Origin of the sequence: Streptomyces sp. NPDC060028 (assembly GCF_042736725.1) — a bacterium.
Lineage (GTDB): Bacteria > Actinomycetota > Actinomycetes > Streptomycetales > Streptomycetaceae > Streptomyces.
In genome coordinates this window covers 20,938-46,309 of the sequence record NZ_JBHWVJ010000035.1, presented here as the reverse complement: position 1 = coordinate 46,309, position 25,372 = coordinate 20,938, and the positions used below count along the sequence as shown (strand labels likewise).

Below are 25,372 nucleotides of genomic sequence, written 5' to 3'. Positions count from 1 at the left end.
CATCCTGTCATGGCCCTCCCGGCGGGTCCGAGCCCGCTGCCGCGGCCACCCCCACCGGCTCGGCCCGGGCGTCCGCGCCGCAGGGGCAGTCGGGATGCGCACGGACCGGGGTGGGCTGCCAGTGCAGGGTGGGCAGTGCGGCCTCCCACCGGGCGCCCGTGGAGGCGGGCAGTTCACCGTCGAGGAAGGACAGCGCATGGGCCGCGGCCAGCCCGGCCACCGCCGTGGCCAGCCCCAGGTCGCAGGCGGCGGCCGCCCGGCGGCGGTGGGCCGAGCGCCACTGGACCAGCATCCGCGGCCAGGCCGGGTCCCGCGCCACCCGGTCGCGCTCCATGCACCCCGCGCACGCCGTGGCCCCGGGCAGCACCAGGGGTCCCACCAGCCCGGTCCCCTCCAGCACCCCCGCGTACAGGTGCGGGGTGCCGGTGGTGACCCAGTCGGCCGCGGACTGCGGATCGGGGGCCCAGGACTGCAGCCCGTCCCGGGGCGCGACCACCACCAGGGCCAATCCGGGCTCAGGGCCGCCGCTCTCCCCGGCCCGGGGGCCGCGCCCCGGGGCCGCCTCGCGCACCACGCTCCGCGCGGCCTCCGCCCGCAGCCGGCCCACGCTCCCGGGCGCCATCCCGCCCGGCGCGACATCGGCCGGCTCCACCCGGCCCCCGTCGAGCACCTCGACCCGGCCCACGCCCGCCCCCGCCAGGACCGCGGCGATCACCCCGCCCACCCGGCCGCTCCCGCGCACCTGGACCCGTATCCCACGCCGGGCCGCGACTCCCCGTAAGTCCCCGCCCGGTTCGCGGTGGACCAGGGACAGCGAGCCCAGGTCCGGCTCCAGCCGCTCCAGGGTCCCCGGCCGTGACCGGACCGCCTGGGCCCGGGGCCCGCCCGCGGTGGCGTCATCGAGCAGCCCGGCCGCGGCCAGGCCCCGCACCAGCCCGTCCACCCGGCCCTCGGGCAGCCCCATCGCGCCGCCCTCCGCCCGCAGCAGCTCCATGCCCCGCGTCCCGTCGATCCGGTCGATGAGGGCGCCCGTCGCGGTGTCCACCGGACCGAGCACCACCGCGTGGGCGGGCGTCACCCCGAACTGCACCGTCTCCAGATCCCGCCAGGCCCGCGCCAGTGCGGGCTTCACCTTCGGATACATGGCCGTCCTCCTCGATTCGCTTACCGCCACCGCATTCCTGTCCGCTCTTCCGCAACATTGCCCGCCCGCCGAATGGCCCGCAGGAATTTGTCCACAGGTGAGAGGTATTAGGCATATGAGATGGAGAAAGGGTGCGTTCGGTGCGCCGACCACGAATCGATCTCGTTCGAACCCCGGACGGGCGGGACTTCGGCCACGGCGACCGGGTACCGTCGTGGCGTGTCCGCCGATCCATTGCAGCGCGCCGTCGAAGTCCGCCGGAGCGCGCGCCGCCGCAGGACCGTATCCGCCTACCGTGAGGGTGACCGTACGGTCGTCCTCATCCCTGCCCGGATGTCCGAGGCGGAGGAACAGCGCTGGGTGGGCGTGATGCTCGACAAACTGGCCGCCCAGGAGAGCAGGCGCACCCTCGGGGACGCGGAACTCACCGAGCGCGCCGAGCGTTTGTCCGACCAGTACTTCAGCGGCCGCGCCCGCCCCCGAACCGTCCGCTGGGTCACCAACCAGAACACCCGCTGGGGCTCCTGCACCCCCGCCGAGGGCAGCATCCGGCTCTCGCACCGCCTCCAGGGCATGCCCGAATACGTGGTCGACTACGTGCTGCTGCACGAGCTGGCCCACCTCCTCGTGCCCGGCCACGGCCCCCGTTTCTGGCAGCTGCTGGAGGCGTATCCGCGCACCGAGCGCGCCCGCGGCTACCTGGAGGGAGTCGTCGCCGCCGAGCGACTGCCGAAGGTGCCGGCCGCGCGCGACGAATAGGCCGGGAATGCACCGGGAATGGCCGGGATGTCGCACACCGTGAAATGTCCCGGGTCGGTACCGACTTGGCCGGATGTCGGCAGTTGCGGCTAGCCTGAGCGCCACGCATTCACAGTCGGGATGGGGGACGGTCGTTACGTATGGGCAGGGAATTCCAACGCGGTCACAAGGCCAAGATCAGTGATCTGACGGCGGGCACGGACCTGTACGTGGGCATCCAGATCGCCGGCCCCGGACTCGCCATCGACATCAGCTGCTTCGGCCTCGACGCGAACGAGCAGCTGTCGGACGACCGCTACTTCGTCTTCTACAACCAGCCGAAGTCGCCGGAAGAGTCCATTCAGCAGCTCGGCGCGCAGGCCGGTGACACCGAATCCTTCCGGGTGACCCTGGACCGCGTTCCGGCGGGCATCCACAAGCTCTCCTTCGCCGCCTCCATCGACGGCGGCGGCCAGATGTCGCAGATCGGACCCGGCTACATCCGGATCGTCGCGGGCGGCGAGGAGGTCGTGCGGTACGCCTTCACCGGCGCCGAGTTCACCACCGAGCGCGCCCTGATGATCGGTGACTTCTACCTCAAGGACGTGTGGCGCTTCGCCGCCGTCGGCCAGGGCTTCGACGGCGGGCTCTCCGCGCTGCTGAAGAACTTCGGCGGCGAGGTCGCCGAGGAGCAGCAGCCCGATCCGCAGGTCCCGCCGCAGGCCGCCGCCGCGACGCCCGGGTTCGCCCCGCCGACCTTCGGCGCACCCGCCGCGGCCCCCGCGCCCGCGCAGAACCCGGCCCCCGCGCCGTCGTTCGGCGCCCCGGTCCCGGCCCCCGCCCCGCCGCCCGCCCCGGCCCCCGCGCCGTACCAGCAGCCCGTCCACGCGGCCCCGACCATGGCCGCACCGCTGGTCCCGCCGGCCCCGGCCCCCTACGGCCAGGTCCCGCAGCCCTCGTACGGCCAGGTCCCGCCCCCCGCGCCGGCCCCCGCGCCCTACGGGCAGCAGCCACCCGCGTACGGCCAGGTCCCGGGCCAGGTCCCCGGCCAGCAGCCGCCCCCGTACGCCCAGCAGCCCGGCGCCCCGTTCCCGCAGGCGGGCGCCGGCCTCGCCGCGGCCCTCCAGCCGTACAAGGAAGCCCCCACGGGCGCCCGCTGGACCCCGCAGAACCAGCAGCTCATGCGGGTCGACCTGTCGATGGGCGGCCAGCCCGTCCTGGCCCGCCAGGGCAGCATGGTCCTCTACCAGGGCAAGGTCGACTTCAGCTACAAGGGCGCGGGCTTCGCCGGCCGCATCGTCGGCAACGCCACCGGCCAGGAGATGCAGCTGATGCGCTGCACCGGCCGCGGCCAGGTCTTCCTCGCCGAGAACGGCGCCCACCTGCACGCCATCGAGCTCCAGGGCGACGGGATCTGCGTCTCCGCGGAGAGCGTCCTCGCCTTCGACGAGTCCCTCCAGCACGAGGTCCGGCGCATCGAGGGCCACGGCATCCCGGGCGGCGCCCTCTTCACCATGCTGTTCCAGGGCTCCGGCACGGTGATCGTCAAGACGCACGGCGTCCCCGTCGTCCTGCCCGTCACCCCGACCACCTTCGCGGACAGCAACGCCATCGTCGCCTGGTCCGCCGCATCCCAGGTGATCATTTCCAGCCAGGTCCGGCTGCGCCGCAACGCCTACCCCGGCCACAGCGGGGAGACCGTGAACCTCCAGTTCCGCGGCGCCCCCGGCAACTTCATCGTCGTCCAGCCGTACGAGGTCTGAGGGAGCCCGTCATGAACGCAATGAACCAGCAGCTCGCGGGCTACGCCCCCACGCCCGTCACGGCCCGCATGGAGAACCACGGCCGGGCCATGCTCAAGGTCGCCATGCAGAGCGGCCAGGACCTCTTCGCCCGCACCGGCTCGATGGTCGCGTACGAGGGCTTCGTCCAGTACGAGCCGAACCCGCCGGCCGTGCGCCAGATGGCCTCGCAGTGGCTCACCGGGGAGGGCGCCCCGCTGATGAAGTGCACCGGCGACGGCCTGCTCTACCTCGCCGACTACGGCGCCGACGTCGTCGTCATCAACCTCGACAACGACGCCCTCTCCGTCAACGGCACCAATCTGCTCGCCTTCGACGCCCACCTCCAGTGGGGCGTCGAGCGGGTCAAGGGCATGGCCAAGTTCGCCGGCCAGGGCCTGTTCAACGTCCAGGTCGCCGGCACCGGCTGGGTCGCGATCACCTCGCGCGGAACGCCCATCGTGGTCGACTGCGGCCGCGGCGAGGACGAGACGTACGTCGACCCGGACGCGCTCGTCGCCTGGTCGCCGAACCTCAAGGTCAAGGGCAAGCGCAGCTTCAAGGCCTCGTCGATGATCGGCCGAGGCAGCGGGGAGGCCTACCAGATGGCCTTCTCCGGCCAGGGCATCGTCGTCGTACAGCCCAGCGAGGACAGCACCGACCGGCTCCGGACCCGGGGCTGAGGGGGAGCGGACACATCATGCAGAGCGCACTTTTCGCCCACGCCGAGGCGCAGTCCCAGGACCGGTACACCGTCCAGAACCCGCAGTTGCTGCGGGTCTCGCTGAGCGGCTCCGACGACGTGCTCGCCCGCAAGGGCGCCATGGTCGCCTACCAGGGGATCATCGACTTCGACGGCGAGTACCAGAGCACCACGCAGCGCAGCGCCCGCAGCCGCACCGGCGAGGGCCTCGACCTGATGCGCTGCTCCGGGCAGGGCACCGTCTACCTGGCCAACCTGGCTCAGTACGTCCACGTCCTGGACGTGGACCAGGACGGGCTCACGGTCGACAGCAGCTACGTCCTGGCGCTGGACTCCACCCTGCACACCGAGGTCATCGCGGTGGACAGCCAGTACGGGATCTCCGGCTCCGGCAAGTACCAGCTCAACATCACCGGCCGCGGCAAGGTCGCCCTGATGACCTCCGGGCAGCCGCTGATGCTGCAGGTCACCCCCGACAAGTACGTCAATGCCGACGCGGACGCCATCGTCGCCTGGTCCACCTCGCTGCGCGTGCAGATGCAGGCCCAGACGCACTCCACGGGTGTCTGGCGGCGCCGCGGCAACACCGGTGAGGGCTGGGAGCTCAGCTTCCTCGGCACCGGCTTCGCGCTGGTCCAGCCCAGCGAGGTGCTGCCCCCGCAGAACGCCCAGCTCGGGCAGGGCGTCGCGGCGCAGTTCGGCGTGGGCCAGCACGGCGCCCACGCGCAGAACCAGAACAACGCCTGGAACTGATGCGCAAGGGGCGGCCCCGGACCTCCGGGGCCGCCGCCTTTCCTTCGGCCGCCGTCTTTCCTTCCCTACGTCACGCTCCCAGTCGCGCCCGGGTCGCCTCCAGCAGCCGCACGACCGAGCCGTCGGCCACCGCCGCCACCTCCTCGTACGGGAACCAGCGCAGGTCCAGCGACTCCTCGCTGATCTCCGCGACCGCTCCGGCCGGGGCCAGCGCCGCGTACTGCACGTCCAGGTGCCAGTTGCAGGGCGCCGGGATCGGATGCCGGTCCAGCCGCACCGGGCCGCCCGGCAACAGGGTCAGCCCGGTGGCGATGCCCGACTCCTCACGGGCCTCGCGCAGCGCCGCCCCCGCGATCGTGGCGTCATCGGGCTCGCAGTGCCCGCCCATCTGCAGCCACATGCCGAGCTTCTTGTGCAGGGTCAGCAGTACGCGCCCGCCCGCAGGGTCCACCACCAGCGCGCTGCCGGTGATGTGGCCGGCCCGGCACGGCTTGTAGATCCCGTCGGGGTGGGCGGCCAGGTGCTCCAGGTACAGGTCGCGCAGCTCGGACTGGTCCTCGTAGCCCTTGAGCACGAGGACCGTGTCGTCGTACAGGCTCACTTCTTCCCTTCACCCGCGCCGTCGCCGTTGCCGTCGCCCTGCTCACGCTTCTCGTCCCGCTGCTGCGCGGCCTCGCCGAGCATCTTGTCGAGCTCCGAGAAGTCCAGCTGCTCGCGGTGCACGAACCCGTCCGGGTCGTCCAGGTCGGAGGCGGTCGGCAGCATGTCCGGGTGCTCCCACAGCCCGTCGCGGCCGTCCACACCGCGCGCGTCGGTCAGCGAGGCCCACAGCCGCGAGGCGTCGCGCAGCCGGCGCGGGCGCAGCTCCAGCCCGATCAGCGTCGCGAAGGTCTGCTCCGCCGGGCCGCCCGAGGCGCGCCGCCGGCGCATGGTCTCGCGCATGGCGGCGGCCGAGGTCAGCCGGGGCTTGGCCGCCTCGTGCACGACCGCGTCCACCCAGCCCTCGACCAGCGCGAGCGCCGTCTCCAGGCGGGCCAGCGCGGCCTTCTGCTCGGGGGTGTCCTGCGGCTGGAACATGCCGCCCTGGAGCGCCTCCTGCAGCTGCTCCGGATTCGACGGGTCGAGCTGGCCGACCACGTCCTCCAGCTTCGAGGTGTCGACCTTGATGCCGCGGGCGTAACCCTCGACCGCGCCGAACAGGTGCGAGCGCAGCCACGGCACGTGCGCGAAGAGCCGCGCGTGGGCGGCCTCGCGCAGGGCCAGGTACAGCCGCACCTCGTCCATGGGGACGCCCAGGTCCTTGCCGAAGCTCTCCACATTCAGCGGGAGGAGAGCCGCCTTGCCGGCCGGGCCCAGCGGCAGCCCGACGTCGGTCGAGCCGACGACCTCGCCCGCCAGGACACCGACGGCCTGGCCGATCTGCTGGCCGAACATGGCCCCGCCCATGGAGCGCATCATGCCGAGCAGCGGGCCCGCCATGGCCTGCATCTCCTCGGGCAGGACGCTGCCCATGGCCGCGCCGACCCGCTCGGCGACGGGGTCCACGAGCTCCTTCCACACCGGGAGGGTCGCCTCGACCCACTCGGCGCGGCTCCACGCCACGGCGGTGGCCGCGCCCGAGGGCAGCGAGGTCACGCCGTCCAGCCAGTGGTCGGCGAGCCGTACGGCCTCCTCGACCGCGGACTTCTCGGCGAGGCCGACGCTGGCGTCCTTGACCCCGTCCGCGGTGCCCTGCGCCACGGTCTGGCGGGCGATGTCCTTGGCCATGTCCCAGTTCACGGGACCGCCCTCGTAGCTCAGCATCTGGCCGAGCTGCTGGAAGGCCGCGCCGAGGTCGTTCGGGTTCATGGAGCCGAACATCGCGGCGAAGGGATTGTCCGCCCCGCCCTGGCCGCCGGCGCCGCCCGGCAGGCCCATGCCGGGGAACCCGAACGGATTCGCCGGGCCGCCCGGACCGCCCTGATTGCCCTTCTCCTTGCCCTCGTCGCCGTTGTCCGGCTCCTCCGGCGGAAGGCCGAATCCGAATGGGGTGTCGCTCACGGGTTTCCTCGGCTCGTAGGGCCGCCGGCGGGAGCCGACGGGCAATGGTCCGACAACACCACCCAGCGTAGACACCACGCCCGCTTCCGGGCTCGGTGCTCCGCCGGCTCCTGGGCTGCGGCAGGATGGACATCACCTGGTAGGTACGCGTCCACGGCGCGTCCCTACTGAAGACAACCGCTGGAGACGCCCGGTGAGTTCCCCAGATCCGCAGGTTCGAGCGACTGACGACGCCGAAAACCGCCCTGAGCACGATGACAGCGCGCACGGCGTTCGCCAGCCGCGAAACCCGGCCGTGCGAGGCCCCGTGATCGCCGTGACCGGCGCCGCCTCGGGCGTCGGCGCGGCCCTGGTGAGCCGGCTGGCCGCCTCCGACGAGGTCAAGCAGGTCGTCGCGATCGACGAGCGGCGCGGGGACTGCGCGGCCGCGCAGTGGCACGTCCTGGACGTACGGGACCCCGCGATCGCGGAGAAGCTGCGCGGCGCGGACGTGGTGGTCCACCTGGCGCTTGACCTCGATCTGGAGACGGACCCGGCCGCACGCACCGCGTACAACGTGCGCGGCACCCAGACCGTGCTCACCGCCGCCGCGGCGGCCGGGGTGCACCGGGTCGTGCTGTGCACCTCCGCGATGGTCTACGGGGCGCTGCCGGACAACGACATCCCGCTCTCGGAGGACGCGGAGCTGCGGGCCACCGCCGAGGCGACCGGCGTCGGCGACCTGCTGGAGATCGAGCGGCTGGGCCGCCGGGCGCCGCGGGCGCACCCGGGCCTGAACGTCACCGTGGTCCGGCCGGCGGTCCTGGTCGGCGGCACGGACACCGCGCTGACCCGGTACTTCGAGTCGCCGCGGCTGCTCGTGGTGGCGGGATCGCGTCCCACCTGGCAGTTCTGCCACGTGGAGGACCTGGTCAGTGCGCTGGAGTACGCGGCCCTGGAGAAGGTCGAGGGCGAGCTCGCGGTGGGCTGCGAGGGGTGGCTGGAGCAGGAGGAGGTCGAGGAGCTGAGCGGCATCCGCCGCATGGAGCTGCCGTCCGCGGTGGCGCTGGGCGCGGCGGCCCGGCTGCACCGGATCGGCCTGACGCCGTCCCCGGCCGGTGACCTGGCGTACACGATGCACCCGTGGGTGGTCAGCATCAGCGGGCTGCACGCGGCGGGGTGGCGGCCGCGGTGGACGAACGAGGAGGTGCTGGCCGAGCTCCTCCAGGAGGTCGCGGGCCGGCACACCGTCGTGGGCCGGCGGCTGGGCCGCAAGGACGCCACCGCCGCGGGTGCGGCCGGTGCGACGGTCGCGCTGCTGGGCGCCGCCGCCGTGGTCCGTGCGGCCCGCCGCCGCCGCGGCATCTGACCGGCCGGAGCCCCGGCCCGGCTCCCGGCAAGGGTCAGGGTTTCTGTAGGAGGCTCCCAAGGTGGCGGGTGCGGGCCGGGCGAATCGGCTATTCCGCCGCGTCAGCGGCTAGGGCACGATGGAAGCTATGGCACCGCACTTCGACCACCCCGGCGAGCAGCCCGCTCCGGATCCGATCCGGCTGCTCGAGATCCGTGAAACCCCGCTCTCGCTCGACGAGGTCTTCCAGGCCGTCGGGGACGACGCGACCGGCGGTACGACGCTCTTCGTCGGCACGGTGCGCAATCACGACGGCGGAGCCGACGTCGACTCCCTCGGCTACTCCTGCCACCCCACGGCCGAGGCGGAGATGCGCCGCGTCGCCGAGCGGGTCGTGGCGAAGTACCCGGTCCGCGCCCTGGCCGCCGTGCACCGCGTGGGCGACCTCTCCGTGGGAGACCTCGCGGTCGTCGTCGCCGTGTCCTGCCCGCACCGCGGCGAGGCCTTCGAGGCCTGCCGGATGCTGATCGACGACCTCAAGCACGAGGTGCCGATCTGGAAGCACCAGACCTTCTCCGACGGCACGGAGGAATGGGTCGGCGCCTGCTGAAGCCCCCGGCCGCGGCGCTGCCCCCGGATGGGGGTAGCGTCACCCCCGTTCGGCCGCGCAACACGCCCTCGATTTGCGTAACCCCCTCCCGGGCACGAGCGTTGAAGCCACCAACGACGACACGTATTTTCGGGGTAGGGAGGCACGCCCATGGCGTCTCTGGCGTGGTTGCTGATTCCGCTGTTCGCCGCGATCGGAGCGGCGATATGGGGCAGCTGGGCGGCACGCGACCGTACATCCGGTGACATATCCGAGCTCGCGGGCTACGCGAGGTTCCGCGAAGTCATGGGCAAGGCCGAACAGGCCAGGGTGAAGGCAGATGCGCACTCCGGTTCCGACGCCGTCTGAGGTGTCCCGGAGTTCCGTACGGACCGGCCCGAGCGGCCGCGCGTCAGGGCCGTCCCGTACTGTCGGTCCATGCCACGCCGCACTGCGACGATGCTCGCCTCCACCCTCATGCTGTTCGCGCTGCTCTGCGCAGGGGTGTTCCTCAGGGTCCCGTACTCCGAGATGAGCCCGGGCCCGACCGTGAACACGCTCGGGGACTCGCACGGCGAGCCCGTACTGAACGTGTCGGGGCGCAAGACGTATCCCACCAGCGGGCACCTGAACATGACGACGGTCCGCGTCACGGGCGCGGACTACGACATGAACCTGCTGGAAGCGGTGTACGGCTGGCTGGCCGGGGACAACATCGTCGTACCGCACGAGAACCTCTACCCGGACGGCAAGACCGACCAGGAGTCCACCCAGGAGAACGCCGAGGAGTTCAGCCAGTCGCAGCAGAGCGCCAAGGTGGCCGCTCTCAAGCAGCTCGGCATCCCGGTCTCCGCGCGCGTGATCGTTTCCACCGTGGTCAAGGGCAGCCCCTCCGAGGGCAAGCTGCACGCCGGGGACGTGATCAAGGCCGTGGACGGCGCTCCCGTCACCGCCCCCGACGACGTGGCCAAGCTCGTCACCAAGCACAAGCCCGGCGAGCCCGTCGAGTTCACGATCATTCCCGCCGCGGAGGCGGCCGAGGCGGCGAAGGCGCACCGCGAGCCCACCGGCTCGACCAAGGTCACGATCGTCGCGGGCAAGGCGGAGGGCGACGGCCACGCCATCGTCGGCATCCGGGCCGGCACCGACCACACCTTCCCGTTCACGATCGACATCAAGCTCGCCGACGTCGGCGGCCCGAGCGCCGGCCTGATGTTCGCCCTCGGCATCGTCGACAAGCTCACGCCCGAGGACCTGACCGGCGGGAAGTTCATCGCCGGCACCGGCACCATCGACGACGCGGGCAAGGTCGGCCCGATCGGCGGCATCCAGATGAAGACCATCGGCGCCCGCCAGGCCGGCGCCCGATACTTCCTCACCCCGGCCGAGAACTGCGCAGCCGCCGCGGCCGACGTGCCCGGCGGGCTGACGCTCGTGAAGGTCTCCACCATCGACGACGCGGTGAAGGCGCTGCAGAAGATCGGCAAGGGGGACACGGCCGGGCTGGCGCAGTGCACCAAGTCCTGACCGCGCCCGCCCTGCCGTACCCCACCCGCCGCGTCCTTACGAGAAGGTCGCCGCCAGCGCCTCCGCCAGTCCGGGCACCAGGCCACCGCCGGTGAGCACCTCGGTCGAGGAGTCCTTCTCCCGCAGCCGTACGGCCGACTCGCGCGAGCCGTCGCGCAGCACGGCCACCGTCAGGCGGACCTCCTGGCGCTCGGGGTGCCCGGCGACCCACTTCGCCAGCTGCTTGTCATTGAGCCCCTCCGGTACGGAGGCCTCCGCGGACGGCGGCAGCATCAGCCGCTCCACGGTCAGTGCGCAGCCGACGACCGCATCGGGCCAGGCGATGGTGCCGAGGAACTTGTCGAGGGCGGTCCCCGCGGGCAGCTTGTCCTGCTCGATGGGGGTGAGGGAGCTCTTGCCGGCGTCGTCCTGGTCGAGCCCGAGCTGGCCGGCCAGGCGCGGCTCCTGCCTCTTGAGCTTGGCGGTGTCGACGAGGGCGAACAGCCGCGCGGGCTGATCCCAGCCGAGGCCGGCCGCGTACTCGTCGATCTCGAGGCAGGCGCGGGTCAGCGGGCCGGCCGCCATGGGGGTGCCGGGGGAAGGCGAAAGGTTGGACATGGGAAACATCCTGCCTCCTTTCCATCGGATACCGGGAACTGACTAAAGCCTCAGTAAGTTGCATGAGTGGGCTCTACGATCGGGGGCCCGTTCAACACCTGACACAACACAGCGACTTTCGAGGTGCGCACCTTGGCTTTCCAGATGCCGGACCGCGGCGGAGGCCCCTCCGGGCCACGGATGAGAGTCGGCCGCCCCTCCCGGCGAGCCCGAACCCTTCTGATGACCTTGGGCGTCCTGGCCGTGCTGGCCATGGCGTTCATCATGTTCGCGGGCTTCTGGACCGACTGGCTCTGGTTCCGCTCCGTCAAATACTCCACCGTCTTCACCACCACCCTGTGGACCAAGATCGGCCTCTTCGCCGTCTTCGGCCTGCTGATGGCCGGTGCCGTCGGGCTGAACATCTGGCTGGCGCACCGGCTGCGGCCGCCGCTGAGCGCGATGTCGATGGAGCAGCAGAGCCTCGACCGCTACCGGATGAGCATCTCGCCGTACCGGAGGTGGCTGCTGCTGGGCATCGCCGCGCTCGTGGGCCTGATCGCGGGCGCCTCGGCGGCCGGCCAGTGGAAGACCTGGCTGATGTATGTGAACGGGGTGGCCTTCGGACAGAAGGACCCCCAGTTCCACAAGGACGTGTCGTTCTACACCTTCGACCTGCCCTGGTACCGCTTCCTGCTCGGCTTCGGCTTCGCCGCGGTCGTGCTGTCGGTGATCGCCGCGGCCGTCGTGCACTACCTGTACGGCGGACTGCGCGTGACCAGCCCGGGCGCCCGGGCCACCGCCGCGGCGACCGGGCACCTGTCGGTGCTGCTCGGCCTCTTCGTCTCGCTGAAGGCGGTCGCGTACTGGCTCGACCGGTACGGCCTCGCCGTGAAGTCCAGCGACTTCAAGGCGGCGGACAACTGGACCGGTCTGCGGTACGTCGATGCCAATGCCTATCTGCCGGCCAAAACGATTCTGGTCGCCATCGCCGCGATCTGCGCCGTGCTGTTCTTCGCGACCCTGTGGCGCCGCACCTGGCAGCTGCCGGTCATCGGCTTCGGCCTGATGGTGCTCTCGGCGATCCTGATCGGCGGGCTGTACCCGGCGATCGTCCAGAAGTTCCAGGTCCAGCCGAACGAGCAGGCGAAGGAATCGCCGTACGTCGAGAAGAACATCAAGGCGACGCGTGACGCGTACGGGATCGACGGCGCCGACGTCACGGACTACGCGGGCGTACCGGCCGCGGGCACCGACAAGGGCCAGCTGCGCAAGGCCGCCGACACCACGGCCAGCATCCGCCTGCTCGACCCGAACATCGTCTCCCCGGCCTTCCAGCAGCTCCAGCAGGTCAAGGGCTACTACGCCTTCCCGTCCACGCTCGCCGTGGACCGGTACAAGGGCCAGGACACCGTCATCGGCCTGCGCGAGCTGAACATCGGCGGCATCCCCAAGAACAACTGGATCAACGACCACTTCAAGTACACGCACGGCTACGGCGTGGTCGCGGCCAAGGGAACCACCGTCGGGGAGCAGGGCGCCCCGGACTTCACCCAGTCCGACCTCCCCTCCAAGGGCATGTTCGGGACGGACTTCGAGCAGCGCATCTACTACGGCGAGCAGACGAAGCAGTACTCGATCGTCGGCGGACCGCAGAAGGAGCTCGACTACTCGGACGACAAGGGCGAGAAGGAGACGAGCTACGAGGGCGACTCCGGCGTCAATCTGGACAACCCGATCAACCGGGCCGCGTACGCGCTCACCTTCAACGAGCCGCAGATCCTGTACTCCGGCGCCATCGGCGACGGCTCGCGGATCCTGTACAACCGCACGCCCAAGGAGCGCGTCGAGGCCGTCGCGCCGTGGCTGACCATCGACGGAGCCCCCTACCCGGCGGTCATCGACGGCCGGGTCAAGTGGATCGTCGACGCGTACACGACCACCAACGGCTACCCGTACGCCTCGCGCACCACGCTGGGCCAGAGCACCGCGGACTCGCTGACCAACAGCCAGCGCGCGGTCGTGGCGCAGGAGAACCAGGTCAACTACATCCGCAACTCGGTGAAGGCCACGGTCGACGCGTACGACGGCACGGTCAGCCTGTACCAGTGGGACACGCAGGACCCGGTCCTCAAGACCTGGATGAAGGCGTTCCCGGGGACGGTCAAGCCCAAGAGCGAGATCTCCAAGACGCTCATGGACCACATCCGCTACCCGCAGGACCTCTTCAAGGTCCAGCGCGAGCTGCTGACCCGCTACCACGTCACGGACCCGCAGACCTTCCTCAGCGGCAGTGAGGCCTGGGCCGTCCCGGACGACCCGACCACCAAGGCCGGTACGGCGGTTCCGCCGTACTACCTGTCCCTGAAGATGCCGGGCCAGAAGGAGAAGGACCAGGTCTTCTCGCTCACCACGACGTTCACGCCGAACGAGCGGGACAACCTGAGCGCCTTCATGGCGGTCAACGCCGATCCGGGCACCCCGGACTACGGCAAGATCAGAATCCTGAAGCTGCCGACCAGCAAGCCGGTCGACGGTCCCAAGCAGGTGCAGAGCAAGTTCCAGTCCGAACCGAAGATCGCCGAATCCATCCGCCTGCTGCGCGGCGGTGACTCGGAGGTCGAGTACGGAAACCTGCTCGCGGTGCCGCTCGACGGCGGGATGCTCTACGTGGAGCCGGTGTACGTGCGCAGCTCCGGGCTGAAGTACCCGCTGCTGCGCAAGGTGCTGGTGACCTACGGCGGGCAGACCGCCTTCGAGGACACGCTGGAGAAGGCGCTGAATGTGGTGTTCGGGGCCGAGGCGCCGACCGTGCCCACGACGCCGACCAACCCGACGATCCCACCGGGCGACGGCACCACCACGCCGCCGACCAGTCAGGACCCGACGGTGAAGGCGGCCCTCGGTGACGCGCAGAAGGCGGTGGAGGATGCCGAGAAGGCACTGAAGAGCGGTGACTGGGCGGCGTACGGCAAGGCCCAGAGCGATCTGCAGGCGGCGCTGAAGCGGGCGATCGACGCGGAGGCGAAGCTGACGACGGCGCCCCAGCCAGGCGGCTAGGGGCCGTTCGTCGCGCCGACACCGTCGGTACGGCTCCGTCCCGCGTCCGTGATACTGTGGTTTCACCGACGCGGGGTGGAGCAGCTCGGTAGCTCGCTGGGCTCATAACCCAGAGGTCGCAGGTTCAAATCCTGTCCCCGCTACTGAAGACGAAGGCCCGGATCCATGGGATCCGGGCCTTCGTCATGTCCGGCGTGGACACGAGGTCACTGAGGCGGGTGAGTTGGGGTAGGAGCGTGTTTGACTTGTCTCTCTGTGGGCATGTCGACAAAACGCTGTAGTGACCTCACTGGCTGCGACATACCAGGTGTACGCGGGTAGCAGGTGATGCGACGATGGGATTTATGGGGGGCAGGTCAACTCTGCTGGAGACAGGGCGGTTTGCGAGGGCGGGGGCCGAGTCGGACGTGGAGGTCGAAGAGGCGGCTCAGGCTGTCAACGCGCAGACCGCACCGATCGATGCGGGGTTGACGGAAGAAGCGTTCGTGGAGGCCGACGCGGCCAGTGACGCGGAGCTCGAGGCCCGGCACCGGGTGGCCGCCGACAAGGGCGACCCCGGCGCGATGAGCGTGCTCGGGGCGCTGCTGCTGCGCCGGGGCGACCTGGCCGGGGCCGAGCGCTACCTGCGCGGTGCCACCGCGGAGGGAGACCGCGCGGCCGCGAACAACCTCGGCGTACTGCTCCACCAGCGGGGTTACCCGGAAGACGCCGCCGGCTGGTGGCGGGTCGCCGCCGTGGCCGGATCCGCTCCGGCGGCGCACGCGCTCGGCCGCCACTTCCGCGAGCGGGGGGACGAGCCGGCCGCCGAGTACTGGCTGCGCCAGGCGGCGGAGTCCGGTCACGCGCTGGGGGCGTACGGGCTGGCGGACCTGCTGGAACACCGCGGCGACAAGGGCGTGGAGCGGTGGTTCCGCGCCGCCGCCGAGCAGGGGCACCGCGAGGCCGCCTACCGGCTGGCGCGGCACCTGCGCAAGGGCGACCCCGCCGAGGCCGAGCAGTGGTACCGGCAGGCCGCCGCGCGTGGACACCGGCGCGCCGCGCTGCACCTGGGCGCGCTGCTGGAGGCGCGCGGCGAGCTCAAGGAGGCCGGGCGCTGGTACCTGACCTCCGCCAAGCAGGGCGAGGCGCGGGCGGCGTGCGCGCTCGGCTTCCTGCTGCGCGACGCCGGGGACGAGGACAACGCGGCCACGTGGTGGCTGCGGGCGGCACAGGACGGCGACGGCAACGCGGCCAACGCGCTCGGCGCCATGCACGCGGCGCGCGGCGAGACCCAGACGGCGGAGAAGTGGTACCGGGCCGCGATGGACGCGGGCGACCAGAACGGGGCGTACAACCTGGCGCTGCTGTGTGCGGCGCAGGAGCGGACGGCGCAGGCCGAGCAGTGGTACCGGCGCGCGGCCTACGCGGGGCACCGCGAGGCGGCGAACGCGCTGGCCATCCTGCTGCTCCAGGGCGGGGACGCGGAGGGCGCCGAGCCGTGGTTCTCGAAGGCGGCCGAGGCGGGCAGCGTGGACGCCGCCTTCAACCTCGGGATCCTGTTCGCGAGCCGGGACGAGGACCGCACCGCGCTGAAGTGGTACGAGCGGGCGGCTTCGGCCGGGCACACGGACGCGGCGCTCCAAGTCGGCATCGCGCTGGTCCGCGACGGGGAGGACCGCGCGGCCGAGCGGCACCTGCGCTGCGCGGCCGGGGGCGGCAGCGCCGAGGCGGCCTTCCGGCTGGCCTCGCTGCTGGAGTCGCTGGCCCCGCCGCCGGAGCCGGTGGCACTGGGCGAACCCCTGGGCGGCGTGGAGCGCACCGAGAGCGAGGAGTGGTACGAGCGCGCCGCCGAGCTGGGCCACCGGCGGGCGCAGGTACGGGTGGGCATGCTGGCCGCGGCCCGGGGCGACCTCGTCGTGGCCGCGCGGTGGTACCGGGAGGCGGCGGAGGCCGGCTCCCGCAACGGGGCGTTCAACCTGGGGCTGTTGCTGGCCCGCGAGGGGAGCGAGCCGGAGGCGGCGCTGTGGTGGACCCGCGCGGCGGTGGCCGGCCACGGCCGCGCGGCGCTGCGGCTCGGGCTGCTGGCCGCCCGGCACGGGGACCTCGCGGAAGGTCAGAAGTGGTGCGTGCGCGCCATGGAACTGGGCCCGGCGGAGGTCTCGGCCCGGGCGGCCCGTCTCCGCGAGGCCCTGGCCGAGGAACTGTCGGCCTGAAGTTAACCGATTTGCATCTGCCGGGTGGCGTCACGTAAAGTCAGGTTTACCGACGCGGGGTGGAGCAGCTCGGTAGCTCGCTGGGCTCATAACCCAGAGGTCGCAGGTTCAAATCCTGTCCCCGCTACTGAAGGCCGAAGGCCCGGATCCCATGGATCCGGGCCTTCAGTCGTTTCTCATGCAACGGAAACGGATCAGGGCAACGAAGTGGGGCCCGGGAGCATCGCTCCCGGGCCCCACTTTTTCGTTCGCTACGCGCCCGCGCAGTTCGGGCACACTCCGCGGTACGTCACCTCGACCGCCGAGACCACGAAGCCGAAGCGCTCCGCGTCCGGCAGGTCGGCCAGCGGGTTCCCCGCCGGGTGGACGTCGCGGATCGCGCCGCACTGGGCGCAGACCAGGTGCTGGTGGGGCCGGTGGGCGTTCGGGTCGTACCGCTTGGCCCGGCGGTCCGTGGAGACCTCCAGGACCTCGCCGAGCGTGACGAGCTCGCCCAGCGTGTTGTACACCGTGGCGCGCGAGATCTCGGGGAGCTTGGCCACCGCGCGGGCGTGCACCTCGTCGGCCGTCAGGTGAACGTGGTCACCGTCGAGCACCTCGGCCACGACGCGCCGCTGTGCGGTCATGCGCCATCCGCGTCCGCGAAGTCGTTCCAGCAGGTCACTCATAGACGCCAGCCTAACAGCGAGGGGACTTGGTGTAACTCCCGAACCTGTGTGGACTTGGATGTTTACTTGACTTAGACATTGTCCATCGTAGGATCGGTAACGGCTTAGGCCAAGCGACAGGACATGCAGGAATGACGCAGGAGGCGCACGTGACACAGGGACCGCTCACCACGGAGGCCGGGGCTCCGGTTGCCGACAACCAGAACAGCGAGACCGCCGGCGTCGGCGGCCCCGTTCTGGTCCAGGACCAGCTGCTGCTGGAGAAGCTCGCGCACTTCAACCGCGAGCGCATCCCGGAGCGCGTGGTGCACGCCCGTGGCGCGGGTGCGTACGGCACCTTCACGCTCACCCGTGACGTCTCGCAGTGGACCCGGGCGAACTTCCTCTCCGAGGTCGGCAAGCAGACCGAGACCTTCCTGCGCTTCTCCACCGTCGCCGGCAACCTCGGCAGCGCCGACGCCGTGCGCGACCCCCGCGGCTGGGCGCTGAAGTTCTACACCGAAGAGGGCAACTACGACCTCGTCGGCAACAACACCCCGGTGTTCTTCATCAAGGACGCCATCAAGTTCCCGGACTTCATCCACACCCAGAAGCGCGACCCGTACACCGGCTCGCAGGAGGCGGACAACGTCTGGGACTTCTGGGGTCTGTCGCCCGAGTCCACCCACCAGGTGACCTGGCTGTTCGGTGACCGCGGCATCCCGGCGTCCTACCGCCACATGAACGGCTTCGGCTCGCACACGTTCCAGTGGAACAACGAGGCCGGCGAGGTCTTCTGGGTCAAGTACCACTTCAAGACCGACCAGGGCATCAAGAACCTCACCCAGGCCGAGGCCAACCAGCTCGCCGGTGAGGACCCCGACTCCCACCAGCGCGACCTGCGCGAGTCGATCGAGCGCGGCGACTTCCCGTCCTGGACCGTGCAGGTCCAGATCATGCCGGCGGCCGAGGCGGCCGAGTACCGCTTCAACCCGTTCGACCTCACCAAGGTGTGGCCGCACGCGGACTACCCGCCGATCGAGATCGGCAAGCTGGAGCTCAACCGCAACCCGGAGAACGTCTTCGCCGAGGTCGAGCAGTCGATCTTCTCGCCGGCGCACTTCGTCCCCGGCATCGGTCCGTCCCCGGACAAGATGCTCCAGGGCCGTCTCTTCGGCTACGGCGACGCCCACCGCTACCGCGTCGGCATCAACGCCGACCACCTGCCGGTGAACCGCCCGCACGCCACCGAGGCGCGCACCCACTCCCGTGACGGCCACCTGTACGACGGCCGCCACAAGGGCGCGAAGAACTACGAGCCGAACAGCTTCGGCGGCCCGCACCAGACGGACCGCCCGCTGTGGCAGCCCGTCACGCTGAACGGTGGCACCGGCAACCACGCCGCCCCCGTGCACCGTGAGGACAACGACTTCGTCCAGGCGGGCAACCTCTACCGCCTGTACTCCGAGGACGAGAAGTCCCGTCTGATCGAGAACCTGTCCGGCTTCATAGCCAAGGTCTCCCGTGACGACATCGTCGAGCGGGCGATCAACAACTTCCGCCAGGCGGACGGCGACTTCGGCAAGCGGCTCGAAGCCGCGGTCCAGGCCCTTCGCGGCTGACCGGATCGCTTGTCGATGTGAGACGGCGGGCCGCGGTCCCCTTCGGGGGGCTGCGGCCCGCCGCCGTCGGCTACGCCGGTACGGCGCGGCGCCGCGCCGGTGCCCAGCAGCGGATGACGTCCCGTACGGACACGATGCCCACCGGGCCGCCGTTCTCCAGCACGATCAGATGGCGGAAGCCGCCGTGGGCCATGGCCTCGGCGGCTTCCTGCACGGTGGCGTCAGGGGTGCAGAACACCACGTTGTTCGTGGTGTGGGCGCCCACGGACTCCCGGTCGGGATCGTGTCCGGCGCCGATCGAGTTGAGGATGTCGCGCTCGGTGAGGATGCCGATGCCGCTGTGTTCGGGATCGAGGACGACGGCCGCGCCGACGCGCCGGCCGGACATCAGGCAGGCCGCCTGACGCAGGGTGTGAGTGGGGCCGAGGGTGAGGATCACGGTGCTCATGGCGTCGCGGACGAGCATGAAGAGAGCCACCTCCTGGGGTGAGTCCCCCCGCCCGGGGGGTGCACTTGAGAAGGCATTCACAAGCGCACAAGCAGGGGGAGTCTCAGATTCCCATGAGCACGCAGAGTCATCAAGAGGGCGCGCTCGGCACACACGGATGCGCGCACCCGCGCCCCCGGCGCGTCAGGGGCGCGGCCGCAGGTGCCCCAGCATCTCCTCGTGCAGCAGCCCGTTGGAGGCCGCCGCGTTCCCGCCGTGTACGCCGTCCACCCCGTCGAGGCTGGTGAAACGGCCGCCCGCCTCCTCGACCACGACCGCGAGGGCCGCCATGTCCCACAGGTTCAGCTCCGGCTCCGCGCACAGGTCCAGCGAGCCCTCGGCGACCATCATGTACGGCCAGAAGTCCCCGTAGCCCCGCGTACGCCAGCACGCGCGGGTCAGGTCCAGGAACCCCGGAAGCCGGCCCTGCTCCTCCCAGCCGCCGAGCGAGGAGTACGCGAACGAGGCGTCGCCCAGCCCGCCCACCTTCGACACGCCGATCGCCGTCGTCTCGCCCAGCGCACCGCCCGCGTACGCGCCCCGGCCGCGCGCCGCCCACCAGCGCCGCCCCAGCGCCGGCGCGGACACCACGCCGACCACGGGGCGGAAGACGCCGGCTGTGTCCTCGGTGGTCTCGGTGGTCTCGGTGGTGTCCTTGGCCATCAGCGAGATCAGCGTCGCCCACACCGGCACGCCGCGCACATAGTTCTTCGTACCGTCGATCGGGTCCACGACCCAGCGGCGCGGGCCGCTGCCCTTGAGGCCGTACTCCTCGCCGAGGATCGCGTCGTCGGGGCGCGCGGCCGCGATCCCGGCCCGGATGATCTCCTCCGTGGCCGTGTCCGCCTCGCTGACCGGGGTCATGTCCGGCTTCGTCTCGACTCTCAGATCGAGGGCGCGGAACCGCTGCATCGTGGCGGCGTCCGCCGCGTCGGCGAGCTCAAGGGCAAGGCGCAGGTCATCGTCATACTCGGGCATGCCAGAACAGTATCGAGACCGCCGCGGACCGGCGAACGACGTCCACGGTGCGACCGGGATGCGCCCTTGACAGGACCTGCCGGTCCGTCAACTCTGGCGGGGACGTCAAGCGGGGAGGCGACGATGCCGACAGCCCGGGAGTCCTTGCTCGAAGCCGCGGGAGCGGCCCTCTCGGCGCGCCCTTGGCCGGCCGTGCGGATGGTCGAGGTGGCCGCCGCCGCGGGGGTGTCCCGCCAGACGCTCTACAACGAGTTCGCCGGCAAGGCGGGCCTGGGCCACGCCCTGGTCCGGCGCGAGGCCGCCTGGTACCTCGACGGGGTGGACCGGGCCCTGGGCCCCCCGGCCGCGACCGCCGAGCGGCTGGCCGCGGTCGCGGAGTGGACCGTACGGGCGGCCCGTGCGCGGCCCCTCGTACGGGCCCTGCTGACCGGCTGCTGGAACGGGAACCTGCCGGTGCCGGCCGGCCAGGGGGTCCGGCCGGGAGTGCCGGCGCTGGGGCCCGCGGAGCTGGTCCGCTCCGTGCGCGAACGGGCGGACGGCGCGCTCGGGTCGGGGGAGGCGGCGCAACGGTGCGAGCTCGCCGTGCGCCTCGCCCTCTCCTACCTGATAGCCCCCGCCGCACAGCCGGGCTCCGGGGAGCTGCTGCGGCTGCTCAATGAGCCGAACCGGACAGCTGGAGGCCGATGACCCCGAGGATGACCAGCGAGATCGAGACGAGTTTGAGGGTCGACACGAGGTCGCCGAGGAAGACCATGCCGTAGATCGCGGTGCCCGCGGCCCCGATGCCCGTCCACACCGCGTAAGCGGGGCCGACGTCCAGTTTCTTGAGCGCCAGCGTCAGCAGCCCGAAACTGCTGAGCGCGAAGCACGCGAAAGCGACCGTCGGCCACAGCCGGGTGAAACCGTGGGACAGCTTGAGGCAGACCGCGAAGCCGGTCTCCAGGATTCCCGCGACCACGACGAGCAGCCACGCCATGTCGAATGCCTCCCCGCGTCACGTGACCTCGCGTCACTCGGTGCGATGGTGCGGTGGTGCGCTCATCCAGACATGACCTTCAGCCCACCCGGGCAAACCCCGCGGGACGATCAACCGCCGATCAACCGCCCATCAGTCGCCGTCGCGGCGCTCCCGCGTCTCCAGCAGCCGCCGCAGCGAGTACAGCCGCGCCGGGTCCGCGTGGCCGTCCTGCACCCACTTGTCCAGCGCGCAGTCCGGCTCGTCGTGGCTGCACGCGCGCGGACACTCCTCCGTACCCGCCACCAGGTCCGGGAAGGCCAGGATCACGCGGGACGGGTCCACGTGGTGCAGGCCGAAGGAGCGCACGCCCGGGGTGTCGATGACCCAGCCCTCCATCCCGGGCAGCGGCAGCGCCAGGGCCGAGGTGGTGGTGTGCCGGCCGCGCCCGGTGACCGCGTTGACCACACCGGTCGCACGCTTGCGGTCCGGTGCCACCAGCGAGTTGACCAGGGTGGTCTTGCCGACGCCCGAGTGGCCCACGAAAGCGGTGATCCGGCCCTCCAGGCGCTCGCGCACCTTGGCGGCCGCGTCGCCCGTCGCCAGTTCCTCGCGGTTGGTGACGACGTAGTTCACGCCGAGCGTCGAGTAGATCTCCAGGATCTTGTCGGCGGAGGTCAGGTCGGACTTGGTCAGCACCAGCAGCGGCTCCAGCCCGGCGTCGTACGCGGCCACCAGGCAGCGGTCGATCATCCGGGGCCGCGGCTCCGGGTCGGCCAGCGCCGTGACGATGGCCAGCTGGTCGGCGTTGGCGACGACCACGCGCTCGTACGGGTCGTCGTCGTCGGCGGTGCGCCGCAGGACCGACTTGCGCTCCTCGATCCGCACGATCCGGGCGAGGGTGTCCTTCTTGCCGGTCAGGTCGCCGACGATCCAGACCAGGTCGCCGACCACCGCGGCCTTGCGGCCCAGCTCCCTGGACTTCATCGCGTGGACGGCCCGGTCGCCGACCAGGCAGGTCAGCCTGCCGCGGTCGACGGTCAGGACGAAGCCCTCGGAGGCGTCCTCGTGCTTGGGCCGGATGTTCGTCCGGGGCCGGTTGCCCTTGGGGTTCGGGCGCTGGCGGATGTCGTCCTCGTCGGTGTGCTTGCCGTACCTGCGCATGACGGTCCCTACGCTCCCGCTCCCGCTCCCGCGAGCATGTCTGTCCACATCTTCGGGAAGTCGGGCAGCGTCTTCGCGGTCGTGGCCACGTTCTCGATCTGCACGCCCTCCACGGCAAGGCCGATCACCGCGCCCGCGGTCGCCATCCGGTGGTCGTCGTACGTGTGGAACACGCCGCCGTGCAGCGGGCGCGGGCGGATGTGCAGACCGTCGGCCGTCTCGGTGACGTCGCCGCCGAGCTCGTTGATCTCCTTGGTGAGCGCCGCCAGCCGGTCCGTCTCGTGCAGCCGCAGGTGCTGGACACCGCGCAGCGTGGACGGGGAGTCGGCCAGGGCGGCGACCGCCGCGATGCCCGGGGTGAGCTCGCCGACCTCGCCGAGGTCCACGTCGATGCCGTGGATCTTGCCGGTGCCGGTGAAGACCAGGCCCGCGTCGGTCAGCTCGCAGGAGCCGCCCATCTCCGTGAAGATCCGGCGCAGCGCGTCACCGGGCTGCGTGGTGCGGCGCGGCCAGTCGGGGATGGTGACCGTGCCGCCCGTGATCAGGGCCGCCGCCATGAAGGGCTGCGCGTTGGAGAGGTCGGGCTCCACGACCATGTCGCGGCCGAGCAGCGCGCCGGGCGCGACCCGCCACACGTTCTTCTCGCCGCCGGCCTCGGGGGTGTCGACCTGGGCGCCGGCCGCGCGCAGCATCTCCACGGTCATCCGGATGTGCGGCATCGACGGCAGGTTGGTGCCCACGTGCCGGACCTCGACGCCCTGGTTGAAGCGCGGGCCGGAGAGCAGCAGCGCGGAGACGAACTGCGAGGAGTTGGTGGCGTCGATCTCGACCGTTCCGCCCTCCAGGGCCCCGCCGCCCTGGACGGTCAGGGGCAGTGCGCCCCGGCCGTCGTCGTCGATCCGGGCGCCGAGGGCGCGCAGTGCGTTGATGACCTCGCCGAGCGGCCGCTCGTAGGAGCGCGGGTCGCCGTCGAAGCGGATGTCGCCGGCGGCGAGGGTGGCGACCGGCGGCAGGAAGCGCATGACCGTGCCCGCGTTGCCGACGTCTACGGTGGCCGGTCCGCGCAGGGCGGCCGGGATGATCCGCCAGGCCTCGCCGCCCGAGCCGTCGCCGGCCGAGGCGGAGGAGACGGTCTCCTCGATGCCGACGCCCATCGCGCGCAGCGCGTCCGACATCAGCTGCGAATCGCGCGAGCGCAGCGGGCGCCGCACCCAGCCGGGCTCGGAGGCGAGCGCCGCGAGCACGAGGGCGCGGTTGGTGACCGACTTCGACCCGGGCACGGCGACGGTGGCGTGGAGGCGGCCGTCAGCGAGCGGGGCGGGCCAGAGGGCGGGGAGCGCGGAGGTCTCGGTCATGGCCCCCACTTTAGTGGCTACCCACGAAGGCAGATCTTGATCGCGAAGCCGTCTCAGGGGGCGGTCAGAGGCCGAGCAGCCAGCGGCCGCCGCCGACCAGCGAGCAGAGCGCGACGACGTGGAAGAGGAGCAGCCACACCACGGGGTGCAGATGGGTGAGCCGCCCCAGCTGGTCCGCGTCGGAATCCGGGGCGCCCCCGTGCCTGCGCTTCGCCCCCAGCTCGAAGACCGGCCGGACCCCGCCCAGCAGCAGGAACCACACCACCGCGTACGCGAAGACCGCCTGTACGTCGGCCGTGGCCCGCCAGGACACGAGCACGAACGCCGTGCCCGTCAGCACCACCGTCAGCACCCCGTACGCGTTGCGGATCCGCACCAGCATGGCCGCCAGCAGCGCCGTCGCCAGCCACAGCAGCAGCGTGATCCGGTGCGCCGACAGCAGCGCCGCCCCGCCGAGCCCGAGCAGTGAGGGCGCCGTGTACCCGGCGGCCGCGGTGAGGATCATGCCGAGCCCGTACGGCTTGCCCCGGCTGAGGGTGACCCCACTGGTGTCCGAGTGCAGCCGGATCCCCTGCAGCTCGCGCCCGGTCAGCAGCGCCAGCAGTCCGTGGCCGCCCTCGTGCGCGATGGTCACGGCATTGCGCGAGAGCCGCCACAGCGGGCGCGGGCCCACGGCGGCCAGCGCGGCCAGCCCCGTCGCGATCACCAGCCATCGATCGGGCGCTGCCTGTATGCCCGTGAGCCGGTCCCACAGACCGGCGGTGGTGCTGCTGTCCATGATCTGGCGGACTCCTTGCGGGGGTGGTCGGGTGCCATGGCAGTGTGGCAGCCATGTGCGGAAGGTATGCAGCGAGCCGTGGACCCGAGGAACTGGTGGAGCTTTTCGGGATCGAGAAGTGGGAGCCGCGGGAGACCCTGGCGCCCGACTGGAACGTGGCCCCCACCAAAGAGGTCCACGTCGTCCTGGACCGTCCACTGAAAGACGCGCCGAGCCCGCGTCCGGTTCGCCAGCTCCGCGTGCTGAAGTGGGGGCTCGTCCCGTCCTGGGCCAAGGACCCCGACGGCGCCGCCCGGATGATCAACGCCCGGGCCGAGACGGTGCACGAGAAGCCGTCCTTCCGCCGCCCGTTCTCCCAGCGCCGCTGCATCGTCCCCGCCGACGGGTACTACGAGTGGGTCACCGCCCACGACGAGCGGCGGCTGGAGGTCGAGGGCAAGAAGAAGCGGGCCCGCAAGCAGCCGTACTTCGTCCTGCCCGCCGACGGCTCCGTCTTCGCGATGGCCGGGATATACGAGTTCTGGCGCGACCGGACCCTGCCCGACGAGCACCCGCTCGCCTGGTGGGCGACCTGCTCGGTGATCACCACGGAGGCCGAGACCGGACCGCTGGGCGTCGCCCCGGCCGGGGGCCCGCGCTCGCTCGGCGACATCCACCCCCGGATGCCGCTGATGCTGACCCCGGACCGCTGGGACGCCTGGCTGGACCCGGCGAACACCGACACCGACGGGGCGCTGCGGGACCTGCTCGCGCCGCCGCCGGGCGGCCTGATGCGCGCCCACCCGGTGTCCACCGCCGTCAGCAACGTCCGCAACAACGGCCCGGAACTGCTGGAGGAGCTGGCCGCGCCGGAAGAGGGCACGCTGTTCTGACGCACGCCCCGCCCGCCCCGCACGCCCCGCCCACCCCGCACGCCTCGCCCACTCCGCACGCCCGCAGGCCCCGCACGCCCGCAG

General features: G+C 71.7%; 24 protein-coding genes and 2 tRNA genes. 15 read left to right on the top strand and 11 right to left on the bottom strand.

All coding sequences use genetic code 11. The features are described from left to right. Nucleotides 1–7: 7 nt before the first annotated feature. Nucleotides 8–1,144, bottom strand: coding sequence for a TOMM precursor leader peptide-binding protein (locus ACFWBF_RS19305; protein WP_385602960.1), 1,137 nt, complete (start codon nucleotides 1,142–1,144; stop codon nucleotides 8–10). Between the two features lie 219 nt (nucleotides 1,145–1,363). On the opposite strand from ACFWBF_RS19305, the gene ACFWBF_RS19300 reads away from it, so the two are divergent. From ACFWBF_RS19300 to ACFWBF_RS19285, 4 genes are all read left to right on the top strand, one after another. After that, nucleotides 1,364–1,903, top strand: coding sequence for a M48 family metallopeptidase (locus tag ACFWBF_RS19300; RefSeq protein ID WP_385602957.1), 540 nt, complete (start codon nucleotides 1,364–1,366; stop codon nucleotides 1,901–1,903). Nucleotides 1,904–2,043: 140 nt separating this feature from the next. Next, nucleotides 2,044–3,645, top strand: coding sequence for a TerD family protein (locus ACFWBF_RS19295; protein ID WP_385602954.1), 1,602 nt, complete (start codon nucleotides 2,044–2,046; stop codon nucleotides 3,643–3,645). Between the two features lie 20 nt (nucleotides 3,646–3,665). Beyond that, the gene (locus ACFWBF_RS19290) at nucleotides 3,666–4,346 is read left to right on the top strand and encodes an AIM24 family protein (RefSeq protein ID WP_385603021.1); all 681 of its coding nucleotides are present in this window, start codon (nucleotides 3,666–3,668) and stop codon (nucleotides 4,344–4,346) included. 17 nt (nucleotides 4,347–4,363) lie between these two features. Further along, entirely contained in the window at nucleotides 4,364–5,119 is a 756-nt protein-coding gene (locus ACFWBF_RS19285) for an AIM24 family protein (RefSeq protein WP_385602951.1), read from the top strand. Between the two features lie 70 nt (nucleotides 5,120–5,189). On the opposite strand, the gene ACFWBF_RS19280 is transcribed toward ACFWBF_RS19285, so the two are convergent. Beyond that, nucleotides 5,190–5,720 (bottom strand): NUDIX hydrolase, encoded by a 531-nt coding sequence (locus ACFWBF_RS19280; protein ID WP_385602948.1) that lies wholly within the window; start codon nucleotides 5,718–5,720, stop codon nucleotides 5,190–5,192. Continuing rightward, the gene (locus tag ACFWBF_RS19275) at nucleotides 5,717–7,159 is read right to left on the bottom strand and encodes a zinc-dependent metalloprotease (protein WP_385602945.1); all 1,443 of its coding nucleotides are present in this window, start codon (nucleotides 7,157–7,159) and stop codon (nucleotides 5,717–5,719) included. Before ACFWBF_RS19275 ends, ACFWBF_RS19280 begins: the two co-directional genes overlap by 4 nt. Before the next feature lie 193 nt (nucleotides 7,160–7,352). Here ACFWBF_RS19275 and ACFWBF_RS19270 point away from each other — a divergent pair, with 193 nt between their 5' ends. The 4 genes from ACFWBF_RS19270 (at nucleotide 7,353) to ACFWBF_RS19255 (ending at nucleotide 10,602) form a co-directional block, all read left to right on the top strand. Next, on the top strand, nucleotides 7,353–8,507 hold the full coding sequence (locus ACFWBF_RS19270) for an SDR family oxidoreductase (protein ID WP_385602942.1): 1,155 nt from the start codon (nucleotides 7,353–7,355) through the stop codon (nucleotides 8,505–8,507). 127 nt (nucleotides 8,508–8,634) lie between these two features. After that, entirely contained in the window at nucleotides 8,635–9,096 is a 462-nt protein-coding gene (locus ACFWBF_RS19265) for a molybdenum cofactor biosynthesis protein MoaE (RefSeq protein ID WP_385230663.1), read from the top strand. Nucleotides 9,097–9,246: 150 nt separating this feature from the next. Then, a complete protein-coding gene (locus tag ACFWBF_RS19260) occupies nucleotides 9,247–9,444 on the top strand; it encodes a hypothetical protein (protein WP_385602939.1) in 198 nt (65 codons plus the stop codon). A gap of 69 nt (nucleotides 9,445–9,513) precedes the next feature. After that, a complete protein-coding gene (locus tag ACFWBF_RS19255; RefSeq protein ID WP_385602936.1) occupies nucleotides 9,514–10,602 on the top strand; it encodes a PDZ domain-containing protein in 1,089 nt (362 codons plus the stop codon). Nucleotides 10,603–10,638: 36 nt separating this feature from the next. Here ACFWBF_RS19255 and ACFWBF_RS19250 read toward each other — a convergent pair whose 3' ends face one another. Further along, nucleotides 10,639–11,208, bottom strand: coding sequence for a PPA1309 family protein (locus ACFWBF_RS19250; RefSeq protein WP_385602933.1), 570 nt, complete (start codon nucleotides 11,206–11,208; stop codon nucleotides 10,639–10,641). Between the two features lie 135 nt (nucleotides 11,209–11,343). Between ACFWBF_RS19250 and ACFWBF_RS19245 the strand changes: the two genes are divergently transcribed. The 4 genes from ACFWBF_RS19245 to ACFWBF_RS19230 all read left to right on the top strand — a co-directional run bounded on the left by ACFWBF_RS19245 (nucleotide 11,344) and on the right by ACFWBF_RS19230 (nucleotide 16,557). Next, nucleotides 11,344–14,238 (top strand): UPF0182 family protein, encoded by a 2,895-nt coding sequence (locus tag ACFWBF_RS19245; protein ID WP_385603018.1) that lies wholly within the window; start codon nucleotides 11,344–11,346, stop codon nucleotides 14,236–14,238. A gap of 69 nt (nucleotides 14,239–14,307) precedes the next feature. Further along, nucleotides 14,308–14,381: transfer RNA gene (locus ACFWBF_RS19240), tRNA-Met, on the top strand. 192 nt (nucleotides 14,382–14,573) lie between these two features. Beyond that, entirely contained in the window at nucleotides 14,574–16,430 is a 1,857-nt protein-coding gene (locus ACFWBF_RS19235; RefSeq protein ID WP_385602930.1) for a sel1 repeat family protein, read from the top strand. Between the two features lie 53 nt (nucleotides 16,431–16,483). Further along, a tRNA-Met gene (locus tag ACFWBF_RS19230) sits at nucleotides 16,484–16,557 on the top strand. A 124-nt stretch (nucleotides 16,558–16,681) separates the two neighbouring features. Here ACFWBF_RS19230 and ACFWBF_RS19225 read toward each other — a convergent pair. After that, on the bottom strand, nucleotides 16,682–17,098 hold the full coding sequence (locus tag ACFWBF_RS19225; protein ID WP_365918611.1) for a Fur family transcriptional regulator: 417 nt from the start codon (nucleotides 17,096–17,098) through the stop codon (nucleotides 16,682–16,684). Nucleotides 17,099–17,229: 131 nt separating this feature from the next. Between ACFWBF_RS19225 and ACFWBF_RS19220 the strand changes: the two genes are divergently transcribed. Next, complete coding sequence (locus ACFWBF_RS19220) at nucleotides 17,230–18,699, top strand: catalase (RefSeq protein WP_385602927.1); 1,470 nt, start codon at nucleotides 17,230–17,232, stop codon at nucleotides 18,697–18,699. Nucleotides 18,700–18,769: 70 nt separating this feature from the next. On the opposite strand, the gene ACFWBF_RS19215 is transcribed toward ACFWBF_RS19220, so the two are convergent. Together ACFWBF_RS19215 and hisN are read right to left on the bottom strand one after the other, a co-directional pair. Further along, nucleotides 18,770–19,165: a cyclic nucleotide-binding/CBS domain-containing protein gene (locus ACFWBF_RS19215; protein WP_385230950.1), complete on the bottom strand. Its 396-nt coding sequence runs from the start codon at nucleotides 19,163–19,165 to the stop codon at nucleotides 18,770–18,772. Nucleotides 19,166–19,330: 165 nt separating this feature from the next. Continuing rightward, complete coding sequence (hisN, locus tag ACFWBF_RS19210; RefSeq protein ID WP_385602924.1) at nucleotides 19,331–20,164, bottom strand: histidinol-phosphatase; 834 nt, start codon at nucleotides 20,162–20,164, stop codon at nucleotides 19,331–19,333. 123 nt (nucleotides 20,165–20,287) lie between these two features. Between hisN and ACFWBF_RS19205 the strand changes: the two genes are divergently transcribed. Beyond that, nucleotides 20,288–20,851, top strand: a complete 564-nt coding sequence (locus ACFWBF_RS19205) for a TetR/AcrR family transcriptional regulator (RefSeq protein WP_385602921.1) — start codon at nucleotides 20,288–20,290, stop codon at nucleotides 20,849–20,851. Here the strand turns inward: ACFWBF_RS19205 and ACFWBF_RS19200 are convergent. From ACFWBF_RS19200 to ACFWBF_RS19185, 4 genes are all read right to left on the bottom strand, one after another. After that, complete coding sequence (locus ACFWBF_RS19200) at nucleotides 20,817–21,140, bottom strand: DMT family transporter (RefSeq protein ID WP_385230941.1); 324 nt, start codon at nucleotides 21,138–21,140, stop codon at nucleotides 20,817–20,819. The genes ACFWBF_RS19205 and ACFWBF_RS19200 overlap by 35 nt on opposite strands. A 132-nt stretch (nucleotides 21,141–21,272) precedes the next feature. Beyond that, entirely contained in the window at nucleotides 21,273–22,283 is a 1,011-nt protein-coding gene (gene rsgA, locus ACFWBF_RS19195) for a ribosome small subunit-dependent GTPase A (RefSeq protein ID WP_385602918.1), read from the bottom strand. 8 nt (nucleotides 22,284–22,291) lie between these two features. Further along, nucleotides 22,292–23,638, bottom strand: a complete 1,347-nt coding sequence (gene aroA / locus ACFWBF_RS19190; protein WP_385602915.1) for a 3-phosphoshikimate 1-carboxyvinyltransferase — start codon at nucleotides 23,636–23,638, stop codon at nucleotides 22,292–22,294. Between the two features lie 64 nt (nucleotides 23,639–23,702). Continuing rightward, on the bottom strand, nucleotides 23,703–24,416 hold the full coding sequence (locus ACFWBF_RS19185) for a M50 family metallopeptidase (protein WP_385602912.1): 714 nt from the start codon (nucleotides 24,414–24,416) through the stop codon (nucleotides 23,703–23,705). 53 nt (nucleotides 24,417–24,469) lie between these two features. Between ACFWBF_RS19185 and ACFWBF_RS19180 the strand changes: the two genes are divergently transcribed. Next, nucleotides 24,470–25,288: an SOS response-associated peptidase gene (locus ACFWBF_RS19180; protein WP_385602909.1), complete on the top strand. Its 819-nt coding sequence runs from the start codon at nucleotides 24,470–24,472 to the stop codon at nucleotides 25,286–25,288. The last annotated feature ends 84 nt before the right edge of the window (nucleotides 25,289–25,372 follow it).